Source organism: Marinibacterium profundimaris, from assembly GCF_002210095.1.
Classification (GTDB): domain Bacteria; phylum Pseudomonadota; class Alphaproteobacteria; order Rhodobacterales; family Rhodobacteraceae; genus Marinibacterium; species Marinibacterium profundimaris.
On record NZ_AQQR01000017.1, the window covers coordinates 45,724 to 62,194 of the forward strand.

Genomic DNA, 16,471 nt, shown 5'->3' on the forward strand with positions numbered 1-16,471 from the left:
AAACGCTTAAAGCTACACGGGCTGTAGATAGTCTGGAGAGATGATATGCTGACAATCGGCACTTTGGCAAAAAAGACCGGGACGAAGGTGCAGACGATCCGCTATTACGAGCAGATCGGACTCTTGCCCGAGCCCGGGCGATCGGCTGGCGGTCAGCGGCGCTATGGAGATAGTGAGCTTGACCGTTTGTCTTTCGTCCGGCATGCGCGGCAACTCGGGTTCTCGCTGGACGCGATCCGTGAGCTTCTCGATCTGAGCGATCATCCGGACAAGTCTTGCGCGGAGGCCGATGCCATCGCTCGCAGGCAACTTAAGCAGGTTGAGCAACGTATGGCCCGACTTGAAGCCCTTCGGACAGAATTGCAGAGGATGGTGCATGAATGCAGCGGCGGGCACACGGCCGATTGCCGTGTGCTGGAGGTGTTGCGCGACCATTCCGAGTGCCTGACGGACCACGACGAGATCGGCGCCTGAGATGACCGCAGTGCTCGTCTATCCGCTCGCGGCCTTGGCTGAGATCGCCGGATGCTTTGCCATCTGGGCATGGTGGCGTCTTGGCGCGTCCCCTCTTTGGCTTGTCCCCGGTGTGGCGGCGCTGGTGGCGTTCGGCTGGCTTCTGGCTCAGGTCGACACTGTGGCTGCGGGACGCGCCTTTGCGGCCTATGGTGGGATCTATATTGCCGCGTCCATTCTCTGGATGTGGCTCGCCGAAGGGCACCGGCCGGACAGGTGGGATCTGCTCGGCACCGCTGTATGCTTGTTGGGTGCCGCTATCATCCTCGCGGCACCCCGCGGAGCGTAAAAAACGGCATTGCTCCTACAGTAGCTTTAGCTTTTACAACGGTGCGCGTTTCACAGGCTAAAGCAAGGCAGGAATTGAATGTTCGAAATCTCAGGTGTTGGAATCGTCGCGGCTTTTCTGGGTGGCGCTATATCCTTTCTGTCGCCTTGCGTCTTGCCTCTTGCACCTGGCTACGTCTCTTACATCGCGGGACAGCCCGCCGCGAAATCCGGGGCGGCGCGCAGCATTGCCGAACGGGCGCGCAGCGTGGTCCTGAGTTTGTGGTTCGTGCTCGGGTTTTCGACAGTCTTCGTGGCGCTCGGGGCCGGGGCAAGTCTTTTGGGCGGGATGCTCTTGCGCTGGAAATACGAACTCGGGCTTGCGGGTGGCTTCTTGATCGTCTTGTTCGGACTTGTCATGATGGGCGCGATCAAGATCCCCGCAATGATGCGTGACACGAGGCCCGACGTAAAAGTTGACGGCGGCAGCGCCGTTGGAGCCTACCTTTTGGGTCTTGCCTTTGCCTTTGGCTGGACGCCCTGCATAGGCCCTGTGCTTGGGTCGATCCTGGCAGTAAGCGCGACATCTGGAGCGGACGGGATGGCCTTGCTGGCAATCTACTCCGCAGGGCTTGGACTGCCGTTTCTAATCATAGCGCTCTTCACCAACGAGATTGCAGGCAGGCTAAAGCGGATTGGTGCGGCTGGTCGATGGCTCTATCGTATATCGGGCGGACTGATGGTGCTGATGGGTATCGGCGTGATGACAGGTCAGATCAGCCGCCTTGCCTTCTGGCTGCTCGAAACCTTCCCGGCCCTTGGCACTATCGGATAGAGCTGTGATCGAAAGTAACATTTGAGAAAAGGCTTGTCTCTCTAGTCACTGTAGAGATTAAGACTCCTCGTGAACGATTCGAGGAGAGACCCTGTGGCACCCACCGATTCCTATTTAACCGCAACAAGACTGCTGGATTTTGACTCGCCCTCAATCTCGAACCTGGTACGAGATCGTGGCTGGCATGACCTTGCCCGTGTCGACCGGATTGGCGCGGTTTATGACTTTGTCCGGAACGTGATTGCGTTCGGCTACAACCGCGTCGACGACATTCCCGCCTCTGCGGTGCTGACCGACGGCTACGGGCAGTGCAACACGAAAGGGACGCTTCTCATGGCACTGCTGCGCAGCGTAGGCATCCGCTGCCGACTGCACGGCTTCACCATCCACAAGGCCCTGCAGCGTGGCGTGGTGCCCGAATTGGTCTACCCCCTCGCACCGTCCGAAATTCTGCACTCGTGGGTCGAAGTCGAAACAGAAGAGGGCTGGATCAATCTCGAAGGCTTCATTCTGGACGCCCCCTTCCTGCAGTCGCTTCAGAAGGAATTCAGCGAAACAGAAAGCCTTTGCGGCTACGGCGCTGGAACGGATTGCCTGAGTGCGCCACCAGTCAGTTGGAACGGCGGCAGCACTTATATTCAGAAAACCGGTATCGTTCGTGATTTTGGAACCTTTGATGCGCCCGATGACTTTTATTTGAAATATAGTCAGAACTTCGGATTTGCGCGTGACTTTCTCTATCGCCACGTCATCCGTCACTGGATGAATGCCCGGGTTCGCCGCATCCGTCGTGGAATGTTGCCAAAGGTCCCTGGTCTCAGTCGACCGAACCACAGCCATGAGGAGAACAACCGTGCCGCATGATCATGGCCATACCCACATTGATCCTGAATCAGGTGATCGTAGGGTCTCCATCGCAATCTGGGCCAACGGGCTTCTGACCGTCGCGCAGATCGTTGGCGGCATCCTTTCCGGCAGCCTGGCGCTGATCGCAGATGCCCTACACAATTTTTCGGACATGGCGTCACTGGTGATCGCGTTCGTTGCGCGCAAAATCGCCAGACGACCCGCCGATGAACGCATGACATTCGGCTATGGTCGGATTGAAATCGTCGCGGCACTCATCAACTACACGACCCTGATCCTGATCGGTTTCTACCTGATCTATGAGGGTGGCATGCGGATGATCGACCCGCCCGAGGTCGCTGGTTGGACGGTGGTGATCCTGGGCGGTGTGGCACTCGTCGTCGACACGTTGACGGCGCTGCTCACCTATTCGATGCAGAAAGGCAGTGTGAACATCCGTGCGCTTTTCCTGCACAACCTGTCGGACGCTTTGGCCTCTGTGGCAGTCATCATTGGAGGGTCCCTGATCATCCTCTACGACATGCGATGGGTCGATCCCGCAATCACCATCGGCATTGCCCTTTACATCCTCTATCTGGCTTTCACTGAGATTGGCGGTCCGATCAGAACCCTGATGCTCGGCAGCCCACCCGACATCGACAATGCAGCCGTCGTTGAGGCGCTGCGGAGCGTCGATGGTGTAGCGGACGTTCACCACGTGCATCTGTGGCAGATGGAGGAGCACAAGGCGGCGCTGGACTGCCACGTGGTGCTGACAGCGGGCGGCTGGGGTAAAATCGAAAAGAACAAGGCAGCGATCAAGGACCGGCTGAAGGAGGACTTCAACATCGCCCATTCCAGCCTGGAGTTCGAACACGAAGACCGCGCACACGAAAACGCCGACCTCTACGGTCACGGCAAGCCTGAAGAGGAGGAGAACCGTTTTCACTGAGCTTGTGAGAGGTCATGAAGGTGTGATCGACGTCGATTGCGAGTGCAAGCTAAGCGACAGCGACCTGAAACGGGTGCACGGCCTGCTTCAAGCCAGCCTGGCCTGGTCCTCGAACTCACGAGGTTCGAAGCCTTCAAGGTTCCGTCTGCTTCTGAGCCGTTGCAGAACTGCTGAGAGCCCGAATGCGTCCTATTCGCCAAACAGATTTAGGTAGAACCGATTTAAGGGCAATTCGAGACTCATTTGACGATCGAGATGGCTCGGACGCTTTGACATGCCGTGGGATTGGCGCAGCGCGCAACGTGGCGGATGACGACGGGCGGCTCAGTCACCTCGCGATCTTGCTGACCGCCGCAACCGCAACACGCATCATCATTGTTGCAATAGTATATTTTCGTAGGTATGCTGGGTGAAGATTGTCAAGGGTCCTTGCCATGCGTTTCGAATTCAAAAACCTCCCTCTGGCGGCCTTTTTAGCTCTCGCCTTGACCGGCCCAACAGTTCCGACACAAGCACGCGCCCAAACCTATCAGATCGATTGTGCCATCCTGCTGTGTTTGTCCGGTGGATGGCCAGCTTCCGTGCCCTGCGCCCGCGCACGGGCCGAGTTCATCCGGCGCATAACTCCATGGCCGGTGGAGCCGCCGCTTCAGATTTGGCGCTGCCCGATGGGTGCGTCTTACGATGGACCTGCTAGATCGCGGACCGCGGACCGGATCTTCGATGCCCTATATGGTGATTCAGGAACCCCTCCAAACTCTTCAACCCCGCTCTTCGATCAGGCAGCCAGGGCAGGCGGGATGCTTGGGCGCAAAGGCTCCAACGCGGCTTGGGACAACCTCGTAAGGGCTGATTACGCCCTCCAGCTCGTAGAAGACCGCGCCGACATCGATATCAGCGGGCCGGAATTCAACTTCGTGCGTTCCATCCGCGTCTTTGACGTTCGTTATGCCCGCCAGCACGAATCCGGGCGAGATGGCGACTGCAACCGCAGCGCCGCCGTTGTCCTCGGCACCTACGGGATCCAGGGCGATTTTTCTTGGAGGGTGTCGTCACCCGCAGCGCTTCCTGATGCGCATGCCGGTCTCGAGCGATGGGGCGAGCACTGCCCGAGCATTTATCACAGATCCGTCTTCGTTGAGTGGCGTGACTATAGCGGGAATTACGGTTTTGAGCAGGTCAATTACTGACTATTGAGCCGCAGCGAAGTCGCGCAGGGCCTTGTACGAAATCAAACCTGCAACGCAGGCACACGCACACAATCGAGGGCCATAAAGGCCATATTCCACCATGTCAGTCGTCGCGACAGGGCAGCTGCGTGAGAGACGCGAAGTCGATTTCAGCTTTATCGGCATCGCAGAGATCCGGGTAAATCTTTGAGACGCGCTGTGGGCCATGCATGTCCCACCGGATTGCCAGAGCACCTGTGTTCCATCGATAAACCCAGCCAACAATGGTTTCTTCATCGGCTGCAATCAAATTGGCGATGGCGACACCTTCGACCTTATCTTCATTCACTGTTAACTAATTTCCTGCAATTGGGCTTTTCCGACCGCAACTTCGACTTCCGAAGCGTTTGCTGCAGCGGCATGCCTGTTTTGGTTAAATTGGTTAGCTGTTCTTCCTCGCGTCACCGATACTCACACCGGGAAAAGTTAGCTCCCGTGTTCTTGATTAATGAAATTGCTCAAATCCGGTGGTCGGGCTCCGTGGCGGCTTCGACGATCGCCAAAACCTCGAAGGGGTCAAAGCCGATGGCGCGCGCAAGGACGACCAGCTCGACGACGTCGACCCGGCGCTGGCCGCTTTCAATGCGCGCCACGAGGGATTGATGGCACTTGAGCTTGATCGCCAAGTCCTCCTGACCGAGGCCCGCCTTGATGCGGGCGTCGACCAATGCTTGGCAGAGTGCCACCTGTCCCGTGCTTCTGATTGTCTTTGCCACGCGTCACATACCTTTTGTGACGTCGCTAGCGGATGAAATCTGTTATCTAAAAAGTAGATATATGAGGGTGTTATCGGCGTCTGGTTTCCATGGGCTGCAAGTCTGATGCTCCCGAGGTTGCCCATCAATCCCCTACCAATTGCAGGAACCGGCCATAGTCCTCGCTGACTTCGCGCGCTTCCTCGAAGGCGCGGGCGCGTTCGCTGTCGAGGCAACGGAAGTAGCTCTGGATATCCTGGATGTAGTCTTCGAAATCGCCACGGATGATGTCTGCATAGTCCCGCGCTGCCTGCGAATCGCTTGGCACGAAAGGACGGGCCGGGGCGAAGCAGGATTCCGCCAAAACTGGTCCGGGAACGCAGATCAGAAGGACCATAGCTTGCAATGGGAGCAGGCCTGTCAACCTTGGGTTTCTCAAACCTGTTATCTCCTTGATCGCAGACACTGGCCGTGACTAGTGTTTGCGTGACCAAACTACAGCTAAAGCACGATATTACATCTTGCGGTTGATAGTATACTATCGTAACTCTGGGCTTCAAGTAGGAATGCCCAGGGTCGCGCCATTGGAGAAAGCGTGAGCCGGGCCATGAACTGGGACATCGAAGCACCAAATGTGGTTACGGAAGCCAGGTTCCGCGAGCTCGTGGAAAGCGGCTATAGCGCAGAAATCCTGTGCCAGGAGTCGGCACATAAGAAAGGCCCCAGTTATTACGGGGTCTGGATCATGCGCGTTGTCTCTGATGACGGGGTGGAAAAGCTCCTCGTCACCGCCCGCACGCGGACGACCTACAACGATATCAAGATCCGCGAGTTCAAGACGATCTCCGGCGTGGTGTCTTTCTTCATTGGCCTTGGCTATGCGCATGTCGACCTGCCGCTTGAGGCGGGGACAAGCCGCACGCATAAACTCGCCCCGTCAGACAAAGCCCCATCAGACAAGGCTGCTGACAACTAACCTCGTCTGTCTCTGGCTGGTCGCAGCACCTGCCTCAGCGCAAATGGTCCTGGTCATGGAGGGCGACGGCTCCCTGATCCCGTCCCGCTCCCAAAGCAGCTTTGCTCGAAACTACAATGACGGGATTGGTCAGGGTTCGGCCTCCGATGGGATCGCGATCTTCGGCGAGGTAGAGGCCGAGCAAGAAGGCGTCCGAGTCGCGGCCCTTGCCCGCCCGACTCCCCTGCCGCGCGCCGATGTCCTCTCCGGGATTCAGACCACGGCCTTGCGCTATGCCGGCCATCCTGGCCTGCGTCGCGCGGGGCTTTCCGTGACGGATTGGCTAGCTCTCTATCGGGCCAACATCGAGGTTGAGAGCGCCTACCGGCAGGATGCGATTTCAAGTGCAGGTGCCATTGGCCTTGGTCAATTGATGCCAGCGACGGCGCGTGATCTGGGCGTCGACCCGCGTGATCCGCTGCAGAACCTCGACGGCTCCGCCCGCTACCTCGCGATGATGCTGGAGGCGTTCGGCGATCCGCATCTGGCGCTGGCGGCCTACAACGCGGGGCCGGACGCCGTGCGCCAACACGGTGGCATTCCCCCTTACCGAGAAACCCAGAACCACGTGGCCCGCGTCATGGCTGTCGTGGCCCGATTGGAAGGATCAAATTCATGATGTCCCAACCTTTTTGGAAATCATTCCTCAAAACACTTATCGGCAATGTCACGAGAGCGCGCAGCGCGGCAGTGCATTGGCGATACCGCTTTTTCCAAACAAGTTGGTTTTCACACCTCTTTGTCGCCTCGCTGGCGCTATTCCTGCTGATTGCCGAACCCGCCCTCGCCCAGAGCATTGATCTCTCGCCGATCCAAAGTCTCCTGCAAGGCATCGTTGATGCGCTGACCGGCCCTCTTGGCGTCGTCATCGCGACGCTTGCCGTGCTCGGCGTCTTCCTCAGCTGGTTTTTCAACATCATCGATCTGCGCCAGGCGCTTTGGGTTCTTGTCGGCATTGCCGGTGTCGCCGCCGCTCCCACAATTGTTGCCGCGGTTTTCGCCGGTGGTCCATAAGAATGGCTCAACGCTCGCCTCTCTTTCTCGGCCTCGTGCGTCCGCCCAAGCTTCTGGGCCTGCCCATCATGTACGCGATGGTCTGGCTCTTTGGCTCGGTGCTCTTGTTCGTCTGGGTCCAGCACATCGCAGTTCTGGGCGTGGCCGCCCTTCTCTATCCGGTGCTGTGGAAGGCCGCAGATTGGGACCCGCGCTTCATCGACGTGATGATGACGGCCCTGCAGGAGACACCGCCCACGCGCAACAGGTCCATCCATGGCGGGGACAGCTATGCCCCGTGATGAAGCTCGCGATGCTGCGCTCGACCCCCGCACAATGACGCCGGACTGGTATGCGCGCGAGACCCGCCTCGCGCATATGCTGCCCTATGTGAGCCTCGTTGACGACCAGACCGTGCGCACCCGGGTCAACGAGCTCTTCCGGTGCATTCGGCTCGAGGGGCTCAACAGCTATACGACCGACGATACCTATCTCGATAAGGTGACGGCGCTTTTTGCCCGCATCATCGCGCAGCTTGGGCCGGAATTCAGCTATTACGTCCACAAGGTCTCCAAGGCAATCAAACCGGATCTGGATCCAATTCGTGAGGACAGCTTCGCGGGCGAGGTGGACCGGCACTGGCGCGCGAAACTCGAGACCAGCGGGCTGCGCGACAAGACGCTGACGCTCACCGTCATTCACCGCCCACCCCCGAAAAGCCTCCTGCCGTTCCTCAGCCGCAGCGCGCCGGACCGGCTGAGAGAGGAGACCCGTAAACGCCAGCAGCGCCTCAGCGAGGCCGTGAACGTCTTCCTGTCCGGCCTCACCGAGCTCAAACCGCGCCTGCTGTCGGCTGCATCGGGGGAATTGGTGGGGTTTCTGGGCGCGCTGAACACGGGCACCGAGCTGCCGCTCTACCCTGCAAACACCTACGGCTTTTTGTCCGTCAACGTCGCCAATACCCGCGTGACGTTTCATGGCGATCATTTCGAGCTCTCGGAAGGCGTCGTGGGGCATCGCTACGGCAAGAGTTTCACCATCGGGGAATACTCGGAAGGCACCTCCTGCACCATGTTCGACATGCTGAACCTGCCGGTCGACATGATCGTCACGCATTCCTTCACCCCGATCAATTCGAACCTCATGGCGGGCCGCATAAAACGGCAAAAGCGCCAGATGCAGGCCAGCCAGGACGCGGCCCTCTCGCTCCTGGAAGCCCTCGATATCGCCGCCGATGATCTCGAGGCCAAGCGCCAAAGCTTCGGCGAACACCATATGGTCGTGACGCTCTTCTGCGAAACGCTGGATGAGCTGCAGACGCTCAGCGCCGAAATCGTGAACGCCGCCGCGACCGAAGGCGTGAAGATGATCGGCGAGCGGGTCGCCGCCAAGGCGCATTACTTGAGCCAGCATCCCGGCAACCAGCCCAAGCGCGTCCGCGCCAGCGCCGTCACCAACCGCAACTTCGCGGATTTTGCGGCCTTCCACCGGACACAGCTCGGCAAACCTGCAGCACTTACCCCCTGGGGCCGGGTCATCACCTATCTGCCCACGCCCGAGCAAAGCGCCTACCGGTTTTCCTATCACGAGCAGGGATCGCCCGACAAAGAACCCACCAGCGGCCATACCCTAATCATGGGGCGGCCCGGGTCCGGCAAATCGGTGCTGTCGGCCTTTCTAATGACCCAGGCCCGTCGCGCAGGGGCGCGGATCTTCGTCTTCGATTACCGTCTTGGCATGGAGATGGCGGTGCGCGCCAATGGCGGGCGCTACGCCTCCCTGAAAGCCGGCCAGCCCACGGGTCTCAACCCGCTCTGGACAGAGACCGATGCGCGCGGCACCGCCTGGCTCTCGGATTGGCTCACAACCCTGCTCTACCGCGCCGACAAGCCCCTGACGCCCGCGCAGACCAACCGCATCCAGGAAGTCGTGCGCCAGAACGCGCAGGCCACAAACCCCGCTCTCAGGAACTGGCGGGATTTCGCATCGCTTTTTGTGTCCACCGATGATGGCGGCGATCTGCACCAGCGCCTGCTCGAGTGGACCGAAGACGGCCGCTACGGCTGGATCTTCGGGCAGAGCCTCGAGGACACGTTCTCGCTCAAAGGCGATGTGGTGGGCTTCGATCTGACCGGCATTCTCGACAGCGAGGCCGACAAGGAGCGGATGGCGGTTCTCTCCTATCTTTTCCGCCGGGTCGAACGCGAGATCGAGGATCGCCGCCCCACCATCATCGTGATCGACGAGGCCTGGAAGGCCCTCGATAACGCGTATTTCGCCGAGCGGCTGTCGAACTGGCTGGTGACAGCGCGCAAGCAGAACACCGTCGCGGTGATGATGACGCAATACGCAAGCCAGCTCGAGCGCACCCGGACCGGCAAGACCATCGTCGAAGCCGTTCCGACGCAGATCCTGCTGCCCAATATCCGCGCGCAGCCTGCGGATTACGCAATGCTGAACCTCACGGAGAAGGAACTCGACGTCCTTCTCAACACGGGCAGCAACAGCCGCTTGGCGCTGATCCGCGACGATCAGGGCTCAATCGTCGTCGATGCCGATCTGAGCGCGCTTGGACCCAATCTCACCATCCTTGGTGGCATGGAAAAGGGCGAAGCGCTTGTCGGCGCCGATTACCGCGACCGCCCGGACTTCTGGAGGCTTTCATGATCCGTATTCTTATCGCTTTGGCTGCGCTCGGCGCGCTGGTCTCCTGCACCCAGTACCGGGAGCCGCAGGCGAACTGCTTCACATTCCTTGCGTCCACGGCACCCGTCGCGCCTGATTGCCACTTCACGCCCCTTGGCACCCCGGAGGGCGACGTTGAAGTCTAGCCTGCCTCCTATCCTCGCATTTTGCTTGCTGCCCGGTCTCGGCTTCGCCCAAGGCGTGCCGACCAATGACAGTGGGCTGACCGCGCGTGACATCGTCGAGACCGGCGATCGCGAGGCTGACTTGGCCGTTCAGTCGGACAAGCTTGCCGTGCGCGAACTCATTGCCGAGATCGAACGGGAGCAGCTGGAAACCCTGCAACGCATCCTTGATGCCCAGACCAGCTTCGGCGGTCAGGGCTTGCCGGCTATGGTCTCGGGGCTGGAAAGCGGCAGCGGGGATCCGGCCCGGTCAGTCGAGGCGGTCTATGGCACGGGCGAGATCGATCCCAATCCCGGCGGTGCGCAGATGTTCGGGGATACGTCTGAGACCATCGAGCAGCTCATCATCCGCGTGGCTCAGGAAACCAGCGGCTTTGCGGGAGTTGGCCGCGCAGGGCTCTCACCCGTCCAGTGGCGCGCATTGCTGCAAGCGCTCATCTGGCAGGAAAGCCGGTTCACCATTGGGGCACGGTCTCCCGTCGGCGCCTATGGTCTCACCCAGATCATGCCGGGCACCGCCAGCGATCTCGGCATCAACCCGGAATACTATGACAGCCCCTACCTTCAGGTGCATGGCGGCGCGCGCTATCTCGCGACCCAGCTCAACACATTCGATGGCAACATCATCAACGCCCTCGCGGCCTATAACGCCGGACCCGGCCGGGTTTTCGAGTATGGCGGCGTGCCACCCTTCCGCGAGACCCAGCACTACGTGTCGGTCATCCCTGAACGCTACAATCTCTATCTAAGCCGTATCGGCGGGATCGAAGCGCTTGGCACGATCGACCCCGCGCTTCTGGCCAATGCCAACCTCTCGCTCACGGGTCATGGGGCGGCCTTTTATGGCAGCAACTCGCCCGCCGCGATCCGGCAAGCCGCCCTGCGCATTTCCGACATCGTCGAACGGATTTCCGAGACTGAAGACGTGCAGGAAAGCATCGCACTCAACACCTATGCCCGCGCCGAACTCGTGCGCCTCGTCGCTGCACGCATCCGGCTTCAGGCGGCACGCACCCGCGTCCTTTCTGCCGAGGAGCTGGCCCAGGCCAGCGCCCGCATGGCCGAAGGCGCGTTCATGGATTTTACGATCAGGGAGATTGAATGATGGGACATCTGCTCTTGAGGACAGCTTTGGCCACAACGCTTGGCATTGGCTTGCAGTTCAGCGCCCTACCCCCTGTCGCAGCACAAGGCGTGCCCGTCGTCGATACCCAGAATATCGCGCAAAACATCCAGCAGCTCCGGCAGATGATCGAGGACGAGATTCTGCAAAACGAGCAGCTGACGCAGCTCCGCGAACAGCTTGCCACACTCACGGACCAACTCGCGGAGCTGCAAAGAACCTACGAGGCCCTCACCCGCCTCGCCGAGCTTCCAGAAATCATCCGGACGGAAATGGAAGACGAGTTGAACGGTCTGCTCGACCAAGAGTTCGGGGACATCCTCGCCACGATTGAGGCGATCAAGACTGGGGATTTCTCGGGCCTCTCGGGCTCCGGCGCAGGCGAGATCGAAACCCAGATGGATCGGGTGCTGGCCGACCTCGGCTTTGACGAGGACACGCTCTCGGAAATGGCCACGAGCGGCAATCCCGGGGCCAACCGCGTGGCGACGCAGGCCACCACCGGTGCCCTTGTCTCGGCGGCGGCCCAGAACAGCTATGAGGATGCCGGCCAGTCGCTCGAGCGGGTAGACCGCCTTGTTGGGCTCATCGACGACATGGACGAACTCAAGGAAAGCATCGATCTCAACACGCGCGTGACCGCGGAGCTCGCCATTGCGTTGGTCGGCATGTGGCAGCTCGAAGCTGTGCAAACCGTGGGCAATGGCACGGGCGGCGTGATCGATGCCGCGACCATTGCCGAAGAGCAGCGCTTCATGGATTTCACCTTGCCGGACCTGCGGGCCGAGTGATCGCGGGGGCATGAATGGTGGCGAGTGAACAAGAAATCATCGAGGAAGAACTGGTCTATGGCGCGCTGCGCCGCGAACGGCTCTGGCAACGCCTTGGCCTTATGGGCCTTGTCTTCGGCATCATCGGCTGTCTGAGCGCAGCAGCAGTCGCGATCCTCGATGTCGACCCGCCCCCCGTCGTTGTCCCCTATGATCCCGCCACTGGTTTTGCCCTGCCCGAGGCGTCCGTTGGGGCCACATCCGTCACCGCCAACCAGGCGATCATCGAGGCGGAGGTCTTCCGCTATGTGACCGACCGGGAGATCTACAATCAGCTCGATAACGATCTGCGCATCCGCAGCGTCCTGCGCCGCTCGGACGGGGCCGCCGAGAGCGGGCTGCGCCAGATATGGAACAGCGCAAATGAAAACTATCCGCCGACCGTCTATGGCCCCAATGCCCGGCTCGACGTGGAAATCCTGAGCATCAGTCGCATCGGATCCAACCGCGCCACCGTGCGCTTGCGCAAGCGGCTGACCTCCATCAACGGCACCCAGACCGGGCTCTTCACCGCCACGCTTCTCTTCGAGTTCCGTCCCGAGACCCGCAGGTCCATCGATGAGGTCTGGACCAACCCGTTTGGGTTCACTGTGCTCGAATATTCCATCCGCTCCGACAGATTGGAGAATTAGTTTGATCAATAAGGTCTTTGTTTCTGCCCTACTTGTTTTGCTGCCCGGCCTTGCATTTGCCGAAGCGATCCCGCGCGGTGGCCCAAATGACAGCCGCGTGCGGCTGGCAACATATCAAGAAGGTCAGGTCTACCGCATCAGCGTCTCGCTCACCCATGTCACCACCATCGAGTTTGGGATCGGTGAAAGCATCCGCTCGATTATCGCGAGCGACACGGAAGGGTTTGAGATCGATGGCGTGCCGGGGGGGCAGGCCTTCGCAATCAAGCCCGTCGCGCGCGGCGTCCATACCAATGTGACCGTCTACACGAACAGGCGCAGCTACTATTTCAACGTCGAAGAGGTCCGAAGCCCGACCTTCTACGTCGTGCAGTTCCGCTATCCAGACGACGCTGCACGCCCGACCCGGGCCATCGCGGCCCAAGCGCCGAACTACAATTACGGTGCCAGCGCGCGGACCGAGTTCACGCCAACGCGCATCTGGGATGACGGGACGTTCACGTATTTCGCCTTTCCAAGAAACGCACCTGTGCCAGCGATCTTCCGCTACGCGGGCGGCCGCGAGCGCACGGTCAACACGCAAACTCCTGAAGACGGTGTGATCCGCGTCAGCGGCGTAAACCGCCAATGGGTCCTGCGACTTGGCGAAGAGGTGGTCTGCATCGAGGCGATCGCGCCCGCGGAGGCCGCCTCATGAGCGATACCGGGAACACCGAGCTGGAAAAGCGCCTCGCCGCCCTGGAGAAAGGCAGTGCCCGCGCGCCCATAGCGGCGCAGCGCCGGTCGCCCCTTCTCGCGCTGATCGTGGTCCTCGTCATCGGCGCAGGTGGTGCCCTGCTCTATCTCCTCTCACAGCCCGACGAAGAGGAAGCCTTGCCGACGGCCACTCCGGACGTCTTCCAAAACGAAGGGGACGGCTTTGGCGCTATCGAGACCTTGCCCCCGCCCGAGCCCGAGGTTGTGTTCGTCGGACCAGACCCCGTCGAGCCCAACGCGGAGCTTCTGGCGCAGATCACCGCCCTGCAGGCTCAGATCGAGGAGTTGCGCAACGCCCCCGAACCGGTCGTCGAGGAAGACACCGCCGCCGCAGAGGCGATCGACGCGCTGACCGCTCAGATCGCTGCGCTACAAGCCGCCTCGGAAGCCGCACAGCAACGATTTCAGGACGAACTGACGGCGCGGGATCGAAGTCTTGAGCAGTTACGCATGGATCTGGAACTGGCCCAACTCGAGGCCAGCCGGCCCCAACCCGCGCCAACGGGCCCCACGGAGGATGAGCTGCGCGCACGCGAGCAAGAGCGACTGCGCCGCGAGGAAGAAGCCCGGCGCATGGCCGAGCTGGAGCGCCGGGCCGCGGAGGAACGCGCCTTCCAGGAGCGGCGCATCGCCTCGCCCACCATCGCGTTTGGCGGTGCCTCAGGAGCGAATGAAACGGCTCTGACCGAACGCACCTTCGGCGAGGTGACGGATTTCGTGCTGAACGGGGCGCTGCCCTCGACGGTGACGCAGGCCGAGGTGATCGCCAATCCCTCCAACACGATTCTACAGGGCACCATGATCCAGGCCGTCATGGAAACTGCCCTTGACAGCTCCCTGCCCGGCCAGACCCGTGCCGTGGTGTCCGAGGATGTCTACAGCGTCGATGGCGTGCGCCTCTTGATCCCCCGCGGATCGCGTCTCATCGGGCGCTACCGCGCTGGCGTCGATATCGCGCAGCGCCGCGTCACGATCGCCTGGGACCGGATCATCCTGCCCGCGGGCCAGACCGTCCAGATCAGCTCCTTCGGAGGTGATGAACTGGGCCGTTCCGGTGTCACAGGTTTCGTGGACACGCGCTTTGCCGAGCGTTTCGGGTCGGCCGCCCTGATCTCGCTGATTTCCGCCGCACCAAGTGCCGCCGCATCCGAGGTTCAGGATGAGACTGCCGCCGACGTTCTCGAAGACGTGGGCGATGATCTGGCAGATGCGACGGACAGCGTCATCGGCGACTATCTCTCCATCGGCCCCGTCATCTATGTCGACCAGGGCGCCCGCGTCACGGTCATGGTCGACCGCGATCTGGAGATATTCTGAGCCCATGTCGCTGAGCTATCTCGAAACCTCGCTCGACCGGATCGACGCCGCCGCCCGCGGCGATGTCATCGAGATCTGCATCAACCCCGACGGAACCTGCTGGGGCGAATTCCAGGGCGATCACTTCATGCGCGCGCTGGACCAGAGGCTGACGGGCGTTCAGGTCAGGGACCTCGGCAACCAGATCGCCTCCTCTGCCAATACAACGATGAGCAAGGACCGCCCCATCGTCTCGGTCTCGATCACCTACAAGGGGCGCCCGATCCGCGCACAGGTCATCACCCCGCCCGCCGTGCTCTCGGCCATGTCGATCAGCCTGCGGTTCTTCTCAAGCCTGCCACTCGAGGGCATTGCGCTCGATTTTCTCTATGGCAAAGAGCGCAAGCTCGAAGACCTGCGCGTGGAAAAGAAGCGCGCCTTGCGCGCCGTGGTGGCCGCGGGTTTGATCGATGATGCGCTCGCCTTCTGCGTCGAGAACAAACTCAACATGATCGTCTCAGGTGGCACCTCCACCGGCAAGACCGTGGCCGCGCGCAAGATCCTCTCTCACGTACCGGCCGAGGAACGCATCGTCACCATCGAAGAAGCCGCCGAGCTTCTGCCGACCCAGCCCAATGCCGTGACCCTCATCGCCAATCGCGACGCAGAATTCCAGACCGCAGATGTGCTTCTCACCGCCACGCTGCGCATGCGCCCCGACCGGATCATCCTGGGCGAGGTGCGCGGCAAAGAGGCCATGACCTTTCTGGAAGCCATCAACACCGGCCATGGCGGCTCGATGACCACGCTACATGCCGAAACCCCGCAATTGGCGGTGCAGCGCCTCGCGATCGCAGCACTGAAGACCGAGATCCCGATGACCTATACTGACATGATCCAGTACATCGAGAATTCCATCGACGTGATCATCCAGGCCGGTCGGCATGACGGCAAACGCGGCATCACCGAATTCTACCTCCCCGGCGCAACTGAGATTGGAATTTCCCAATGAAGACGTTTGAATACAATATCCTGTCCTTTCCCATGACCCGCAAGACCAGCCTCTCCGACATGCAGGCCAGCCTGAACGAGAAAGGCGCAGACGGGTGGGAGGTGGTGTCGATCAGCACTTCGGAGTTCGCCAATATCGGGCACACCGTTTTCCTGAAGCGCGAAACCACACCCGCTGGAGCCACGGCATGAGGCAGGCGGGCTGTACCCTCGTACTGACTGCGCTGGTCCTGGGACTGACGTCGGCACCCGGCTTCGCTGAGCGCAATCTCGTGCCGACCCTCGATCGCAGTTTCGACGTCTGTCCGGAGCGGCCCGTTGAACCCGTGTGGATGCAGGAGATCCCCCTGCGCCAAGCCTATCAGCGCGTGCTGGTCCAGGACATCTACCGCGCCCAGAACCTCGAGCGGATTGTCGAGACCAGCAGCTGCGATTGCGAAATCCAGTTCCCGTCCTGGGACGCGGCCGAGGCGGTGTTTCGGCAGAGGTACGCGAGCGACGAACGATGGGAGATGCTGCAAGCCTCGGACGCCTACAACCGCCGCGCCAACGCCGCCCGAACTGCCGCCAAGGCCATCTGCGACGCCGCAGGGAATTGGTAAGGCAGC

23 protein-coding genes are annotated in these 16,471 nt (G+C 60.9%); 20 read left to right on the forward strand and 3 right to left on the reverse strand.

The genetic code is table 11. The features are described from left to right. The first annotated feature begins 45 nt into the window (after positions 1-45). The 6 genes from ATO3_RS22950 to ATO3_RS29290 all read left to right on the forward strand — a co-directional run bounded on the left by ATO3_RS22950 (position 46) and on the right by ATO3_RS29290 (position 4,603). On the forward strand, positions 46-474 hold the full coding sequence (locus tag ATO3_RS22950; protein ID WP_037239845.1) for a MerR family transcriptional regulator: 429 nt from the start codon (positions 46-48) through the stop codon (positions 472-474). A 1-nt stretch (position 475) separates the two neighbouring features. Next, a complete protein-coding gene (locus ATO3_RS22955) occupies positions 476-802 on the forward strand; it encodes a YnfA family protein (protein ID WP_043872274.1) in 327 nt (108 codons plus the stop codon). A 78-nt stretch (positions 803-880) separates the two neighbouring features. Beyond that, positions 881-1,615 (forward strand): cytochrome c biogenesis CcdA family protein, encoded by a 735-nt coding sequence (locus ATO3_RS22960; protein ID WP_008282973.1) that lies wholly within the window; start codon positions 881-883, stop codon positions 1,613-1,615. 93 nt (positions 1,616-1,708) lie between these two features. After that, on the forward strand, positions 1,709-2,479 hold the full coding sequence (locus tag ATO3_RS22965; protein ID WP_008282972.1) for a transglutaminase-like domain-containing protein: 771 nt from the start codon (positions 1,709-1,711) through the stop codon (positions 2,477-2,479). Continuing rightward, complete coding sequence (locus ATO3_RS22970) at positions 2,469-3,413, forward strand: cation diffusion facilitator family transporter (protein WP_088652230.1); 945 nt, start codon at positions 2,469-2,471, stop codon at positions 3,411-3,413. Before ATO3_RS22965 ends, ATO3_RS22970 begins: the two co-directional genes overlap by 11 nt. A 434-nt stretch (positions 3,414-3,847) precedes the next feature. Next, positions 3,848-4,603, forward strand: a complete 756-nt coding sequence (locus tag ATO3_RS29290; protein WP_233152284.1) for a hypothetical protein — start codon at positions 3,848-3,850, stop codon at positions 4,601-4,603. Positions 4,604-4,706: 103 nt separating this feature from the next. Here the strand turns inward: ATO3_RS29290 and ATO3_RS22980 are convergent, their stop codons facing one another. The 3 genes from ATO3_RS22980 to ATO3_RS22990 form a co-directional block, all read right to left on the reverse strand. Beyond that, the gene (locus tag ATO3_RS22980; protein WP_088652232.1) at positions 4,707-4,931 is read right to left on the reverse strand and encodes a hypothetical protein; all 225 of its coding nucleotides are present in this window, start codon (positions 4,929-4,931) and stop codon (positions 4,707-4,709) included. Positions 4,932-5,100: 169 nt separating this feature from the next. Beyond that, positions 5,101-5,358: a helix-turn-helix domain-containing protein gene (locus ATO3_RS22985; protein ID WP_073038001.1), complete on the reverse strand. Its 258-nt coding sequence runs from the start codon at positions 5,356-5,358 to the stop codon at positions 5,101-5,103. A 124-nt stretch (positions 5,359-5,482) separates the two neighbouring features. After that, positions 5,483-5,734, reverse strand: coding sequence for a hypothetical protein (locus tag ATO3_RS22990; protein ID WP_088652233.1), 252 nt, complete (start codon positions 5,732-5,734; stop codon positions 5,483-5,485). A gap of 210 nt (positions 5,735-5,944) precedes the next feature. On the opposite strand from ATO3_RS22990, the gene ATO3_RS22995 reads away from it, so the two are divergent. The 14 genes from ATO3_RS22995 to ATO3_RS23055 all read left to right on the forward strand — a co-directional run bounded on the left by ATO3_RS22995 (position 5,945) and on the right by ATO3_RS23055 (position 16,465). Beyond that, entirely contained in the window at positions 5,945-6,313 is a 369-nt protein-coding gene (locus ATO3_RS22995) for a hypothetical protein (protein ID WP_088652234.1), read from the forward strand. Positions 6,314-6,356: 43 nt separating this feature from the next. Continuing rightward, positions 6,357-6,971, forward strand: coding sequence for a lytic transglycosylase domain-containing protein (locus tag ATO3_RS23000; protein WP_088652235.1), 615 nt, complete (start codon positions 6,357-6,359; stop codon positions 6,969-6,971). A gap of 71 nt (positions 6,972-7,042) precedes the next feature. After that, positions 7,043-7,366 (forward strand): TrbC/VirB2 family protein, encoded by a 324-nt coding sequence (locus ATO3_RS23005; RefSeq protein WP_088652262.1) that lies wholly within the window; start codon positions 7,043-7,045, stop codon positions 7,364-7,366. Between the two features lie 2 nt (positions 7,367-7,368). Beyond that, positions 7,369-7,647 carry a type IV secretion system protein VirB3 gene (locus tag ATO3_RS23010; RefSeq protein ID WP_088652236.1) on the forward strand — a complete coding sequence of 93 codons (279 nt, stop codon included), beginning with the start codon at positions 7,369-7,371 and terminating at the stop codon, positions 7,645-7,647. Then, positions 7,637-10,012 (forward strand): VirB4 family type IV secretion/conjugal transfer ATPase, encoded by a 2,376-nt coding sequence (locus tag ATO3_RS23015; protein ID WP_088652237.1) that lies wholly within the window; start codon positions 7,637-7,639, stop codon positions 10,010-10,012. Before ATO3_RS23010 ends, ATO3_RS23015 begins: the two co-directional genes overlap by 11 nt. Then, on the forward strand, positions 10,009-10,176 hold the full coding sequence (locus tag ATO3_RS29060; RefSeq protein ID WP_198963343.1) for a hypothetical protein: 168 nt from the start codon (positions 10,009-10,011) through the stop codon (positions 10,174-10,176). The genes ATO3_RS23015 and ATO3_RS29060 overlap by 4 nt, the downstream gene beginning before the upstream one ends. Then, positions 10,166-11,320 (forward strand): lytic transglycosylase domain-containing protein, encoded by a 1,155-nt coding sequence (locus ATO3_RS23020; RefSeq protein ID WP_233152285.1) that lies wholly within the window; start codon positions 10,166-10,168, stop codon positions 11,318-11,320. The genes ATO3_RS29060 and ATO3_RS23020 overlap by 11 nt, the downstream gene beginning before the upstream one ends. Further along, entirely contained in the window at positions 11,320-12,129 is an 810-nt protein-coding gene (locus tag ATO3_RS23025; protein WP_088652264.1) for a type IV secretion system protein, read from the forward strand. The genes ATO3_RS23020 and ATO3_RS23025 overlap by 1 nt, the downstream gene beginning before the upstream one ends. A 14-nt stretch (positions 12,130-12,143) precedes the next feature. Then, complete coding sequence (locus ATO3_RS23030) at positions 12,144-12,800, forward strand: virB8 family protein (protein ID WP_088652238.1); 657 nt, start codon at positions 12,144-12,146, stop codon at positions 12,798-12,800. Position 12,801: 1 nt separating this feature from the next. After that, on the forward strand, positions 12,802-13,497 hold the full coding sequence (locus ATO3_RS23035; RefSeq protein WP_088652239.1) for a TrbG/VirB9 family P-type conjugative transfer protein: 696 nt from the start codon (positions 12,802-12,804) through the stop codon (positions 13,495-13,497). Further along, complete coding sequence (locus ATO3_RS23040) at positions 13,494-14,873, forward strand: TrbI/VirB10 family protein (RefSeq protein ID WP_088652240.1); 1,380 nt, start codon at positions 13,494-13,496, stop codon at positions 14,871-14,873. Before ATO3_RS23035 ends, ATO3_RS23040 begins: the two co-directional genes overlap by 4 nt. A 4-nt stretch (positions 14,874-14,877) precedes the next feature. Next, complete coding sequence (locus tag ATO3_RS23045; protein WP_088652241.1) at positions 14,878-15,864, forward strand: ATPase, T2SS/T4P/T4SS family; 987 nt, start codon at positions 14,878-14,880, stop codon at positions 15,862-15,864. Further along, positions 15,861-16,055: a DUF4177 domain-containing protein gene (locus ATO3_RS23050; protein ID WP_012187154.1), complete on the forward strand. Its 195-nt coding sequence runs from the start codon at positions 15,861-15,863 to the stop codon at positions 16,053-16,055. Before ATO3_RS23045 ends, ATO3_RS23050 begins: the two co-directional genes overlap by 4 nt. Beyond that, positions 16,052-16,465 carry a hypothetical protein gene (locus tag ATO3_RS23055; RefSeq protein WP_088652242.1) on the forward strand — a complete coding sequence of 138 codons (414 nt, stop codon included), beginning with the start codon at positions 16,052-16,054 and terminating at the stop codon, positions 16,463-16,465. The genes ATO3_RS23050 and ATO3_RS23055 overlap by 4 nt, the downstream gene beginning before the upstream one ends. The last annotated feature ends 6 nt before the right edge of the window (positions 16,466-16,471 follow it).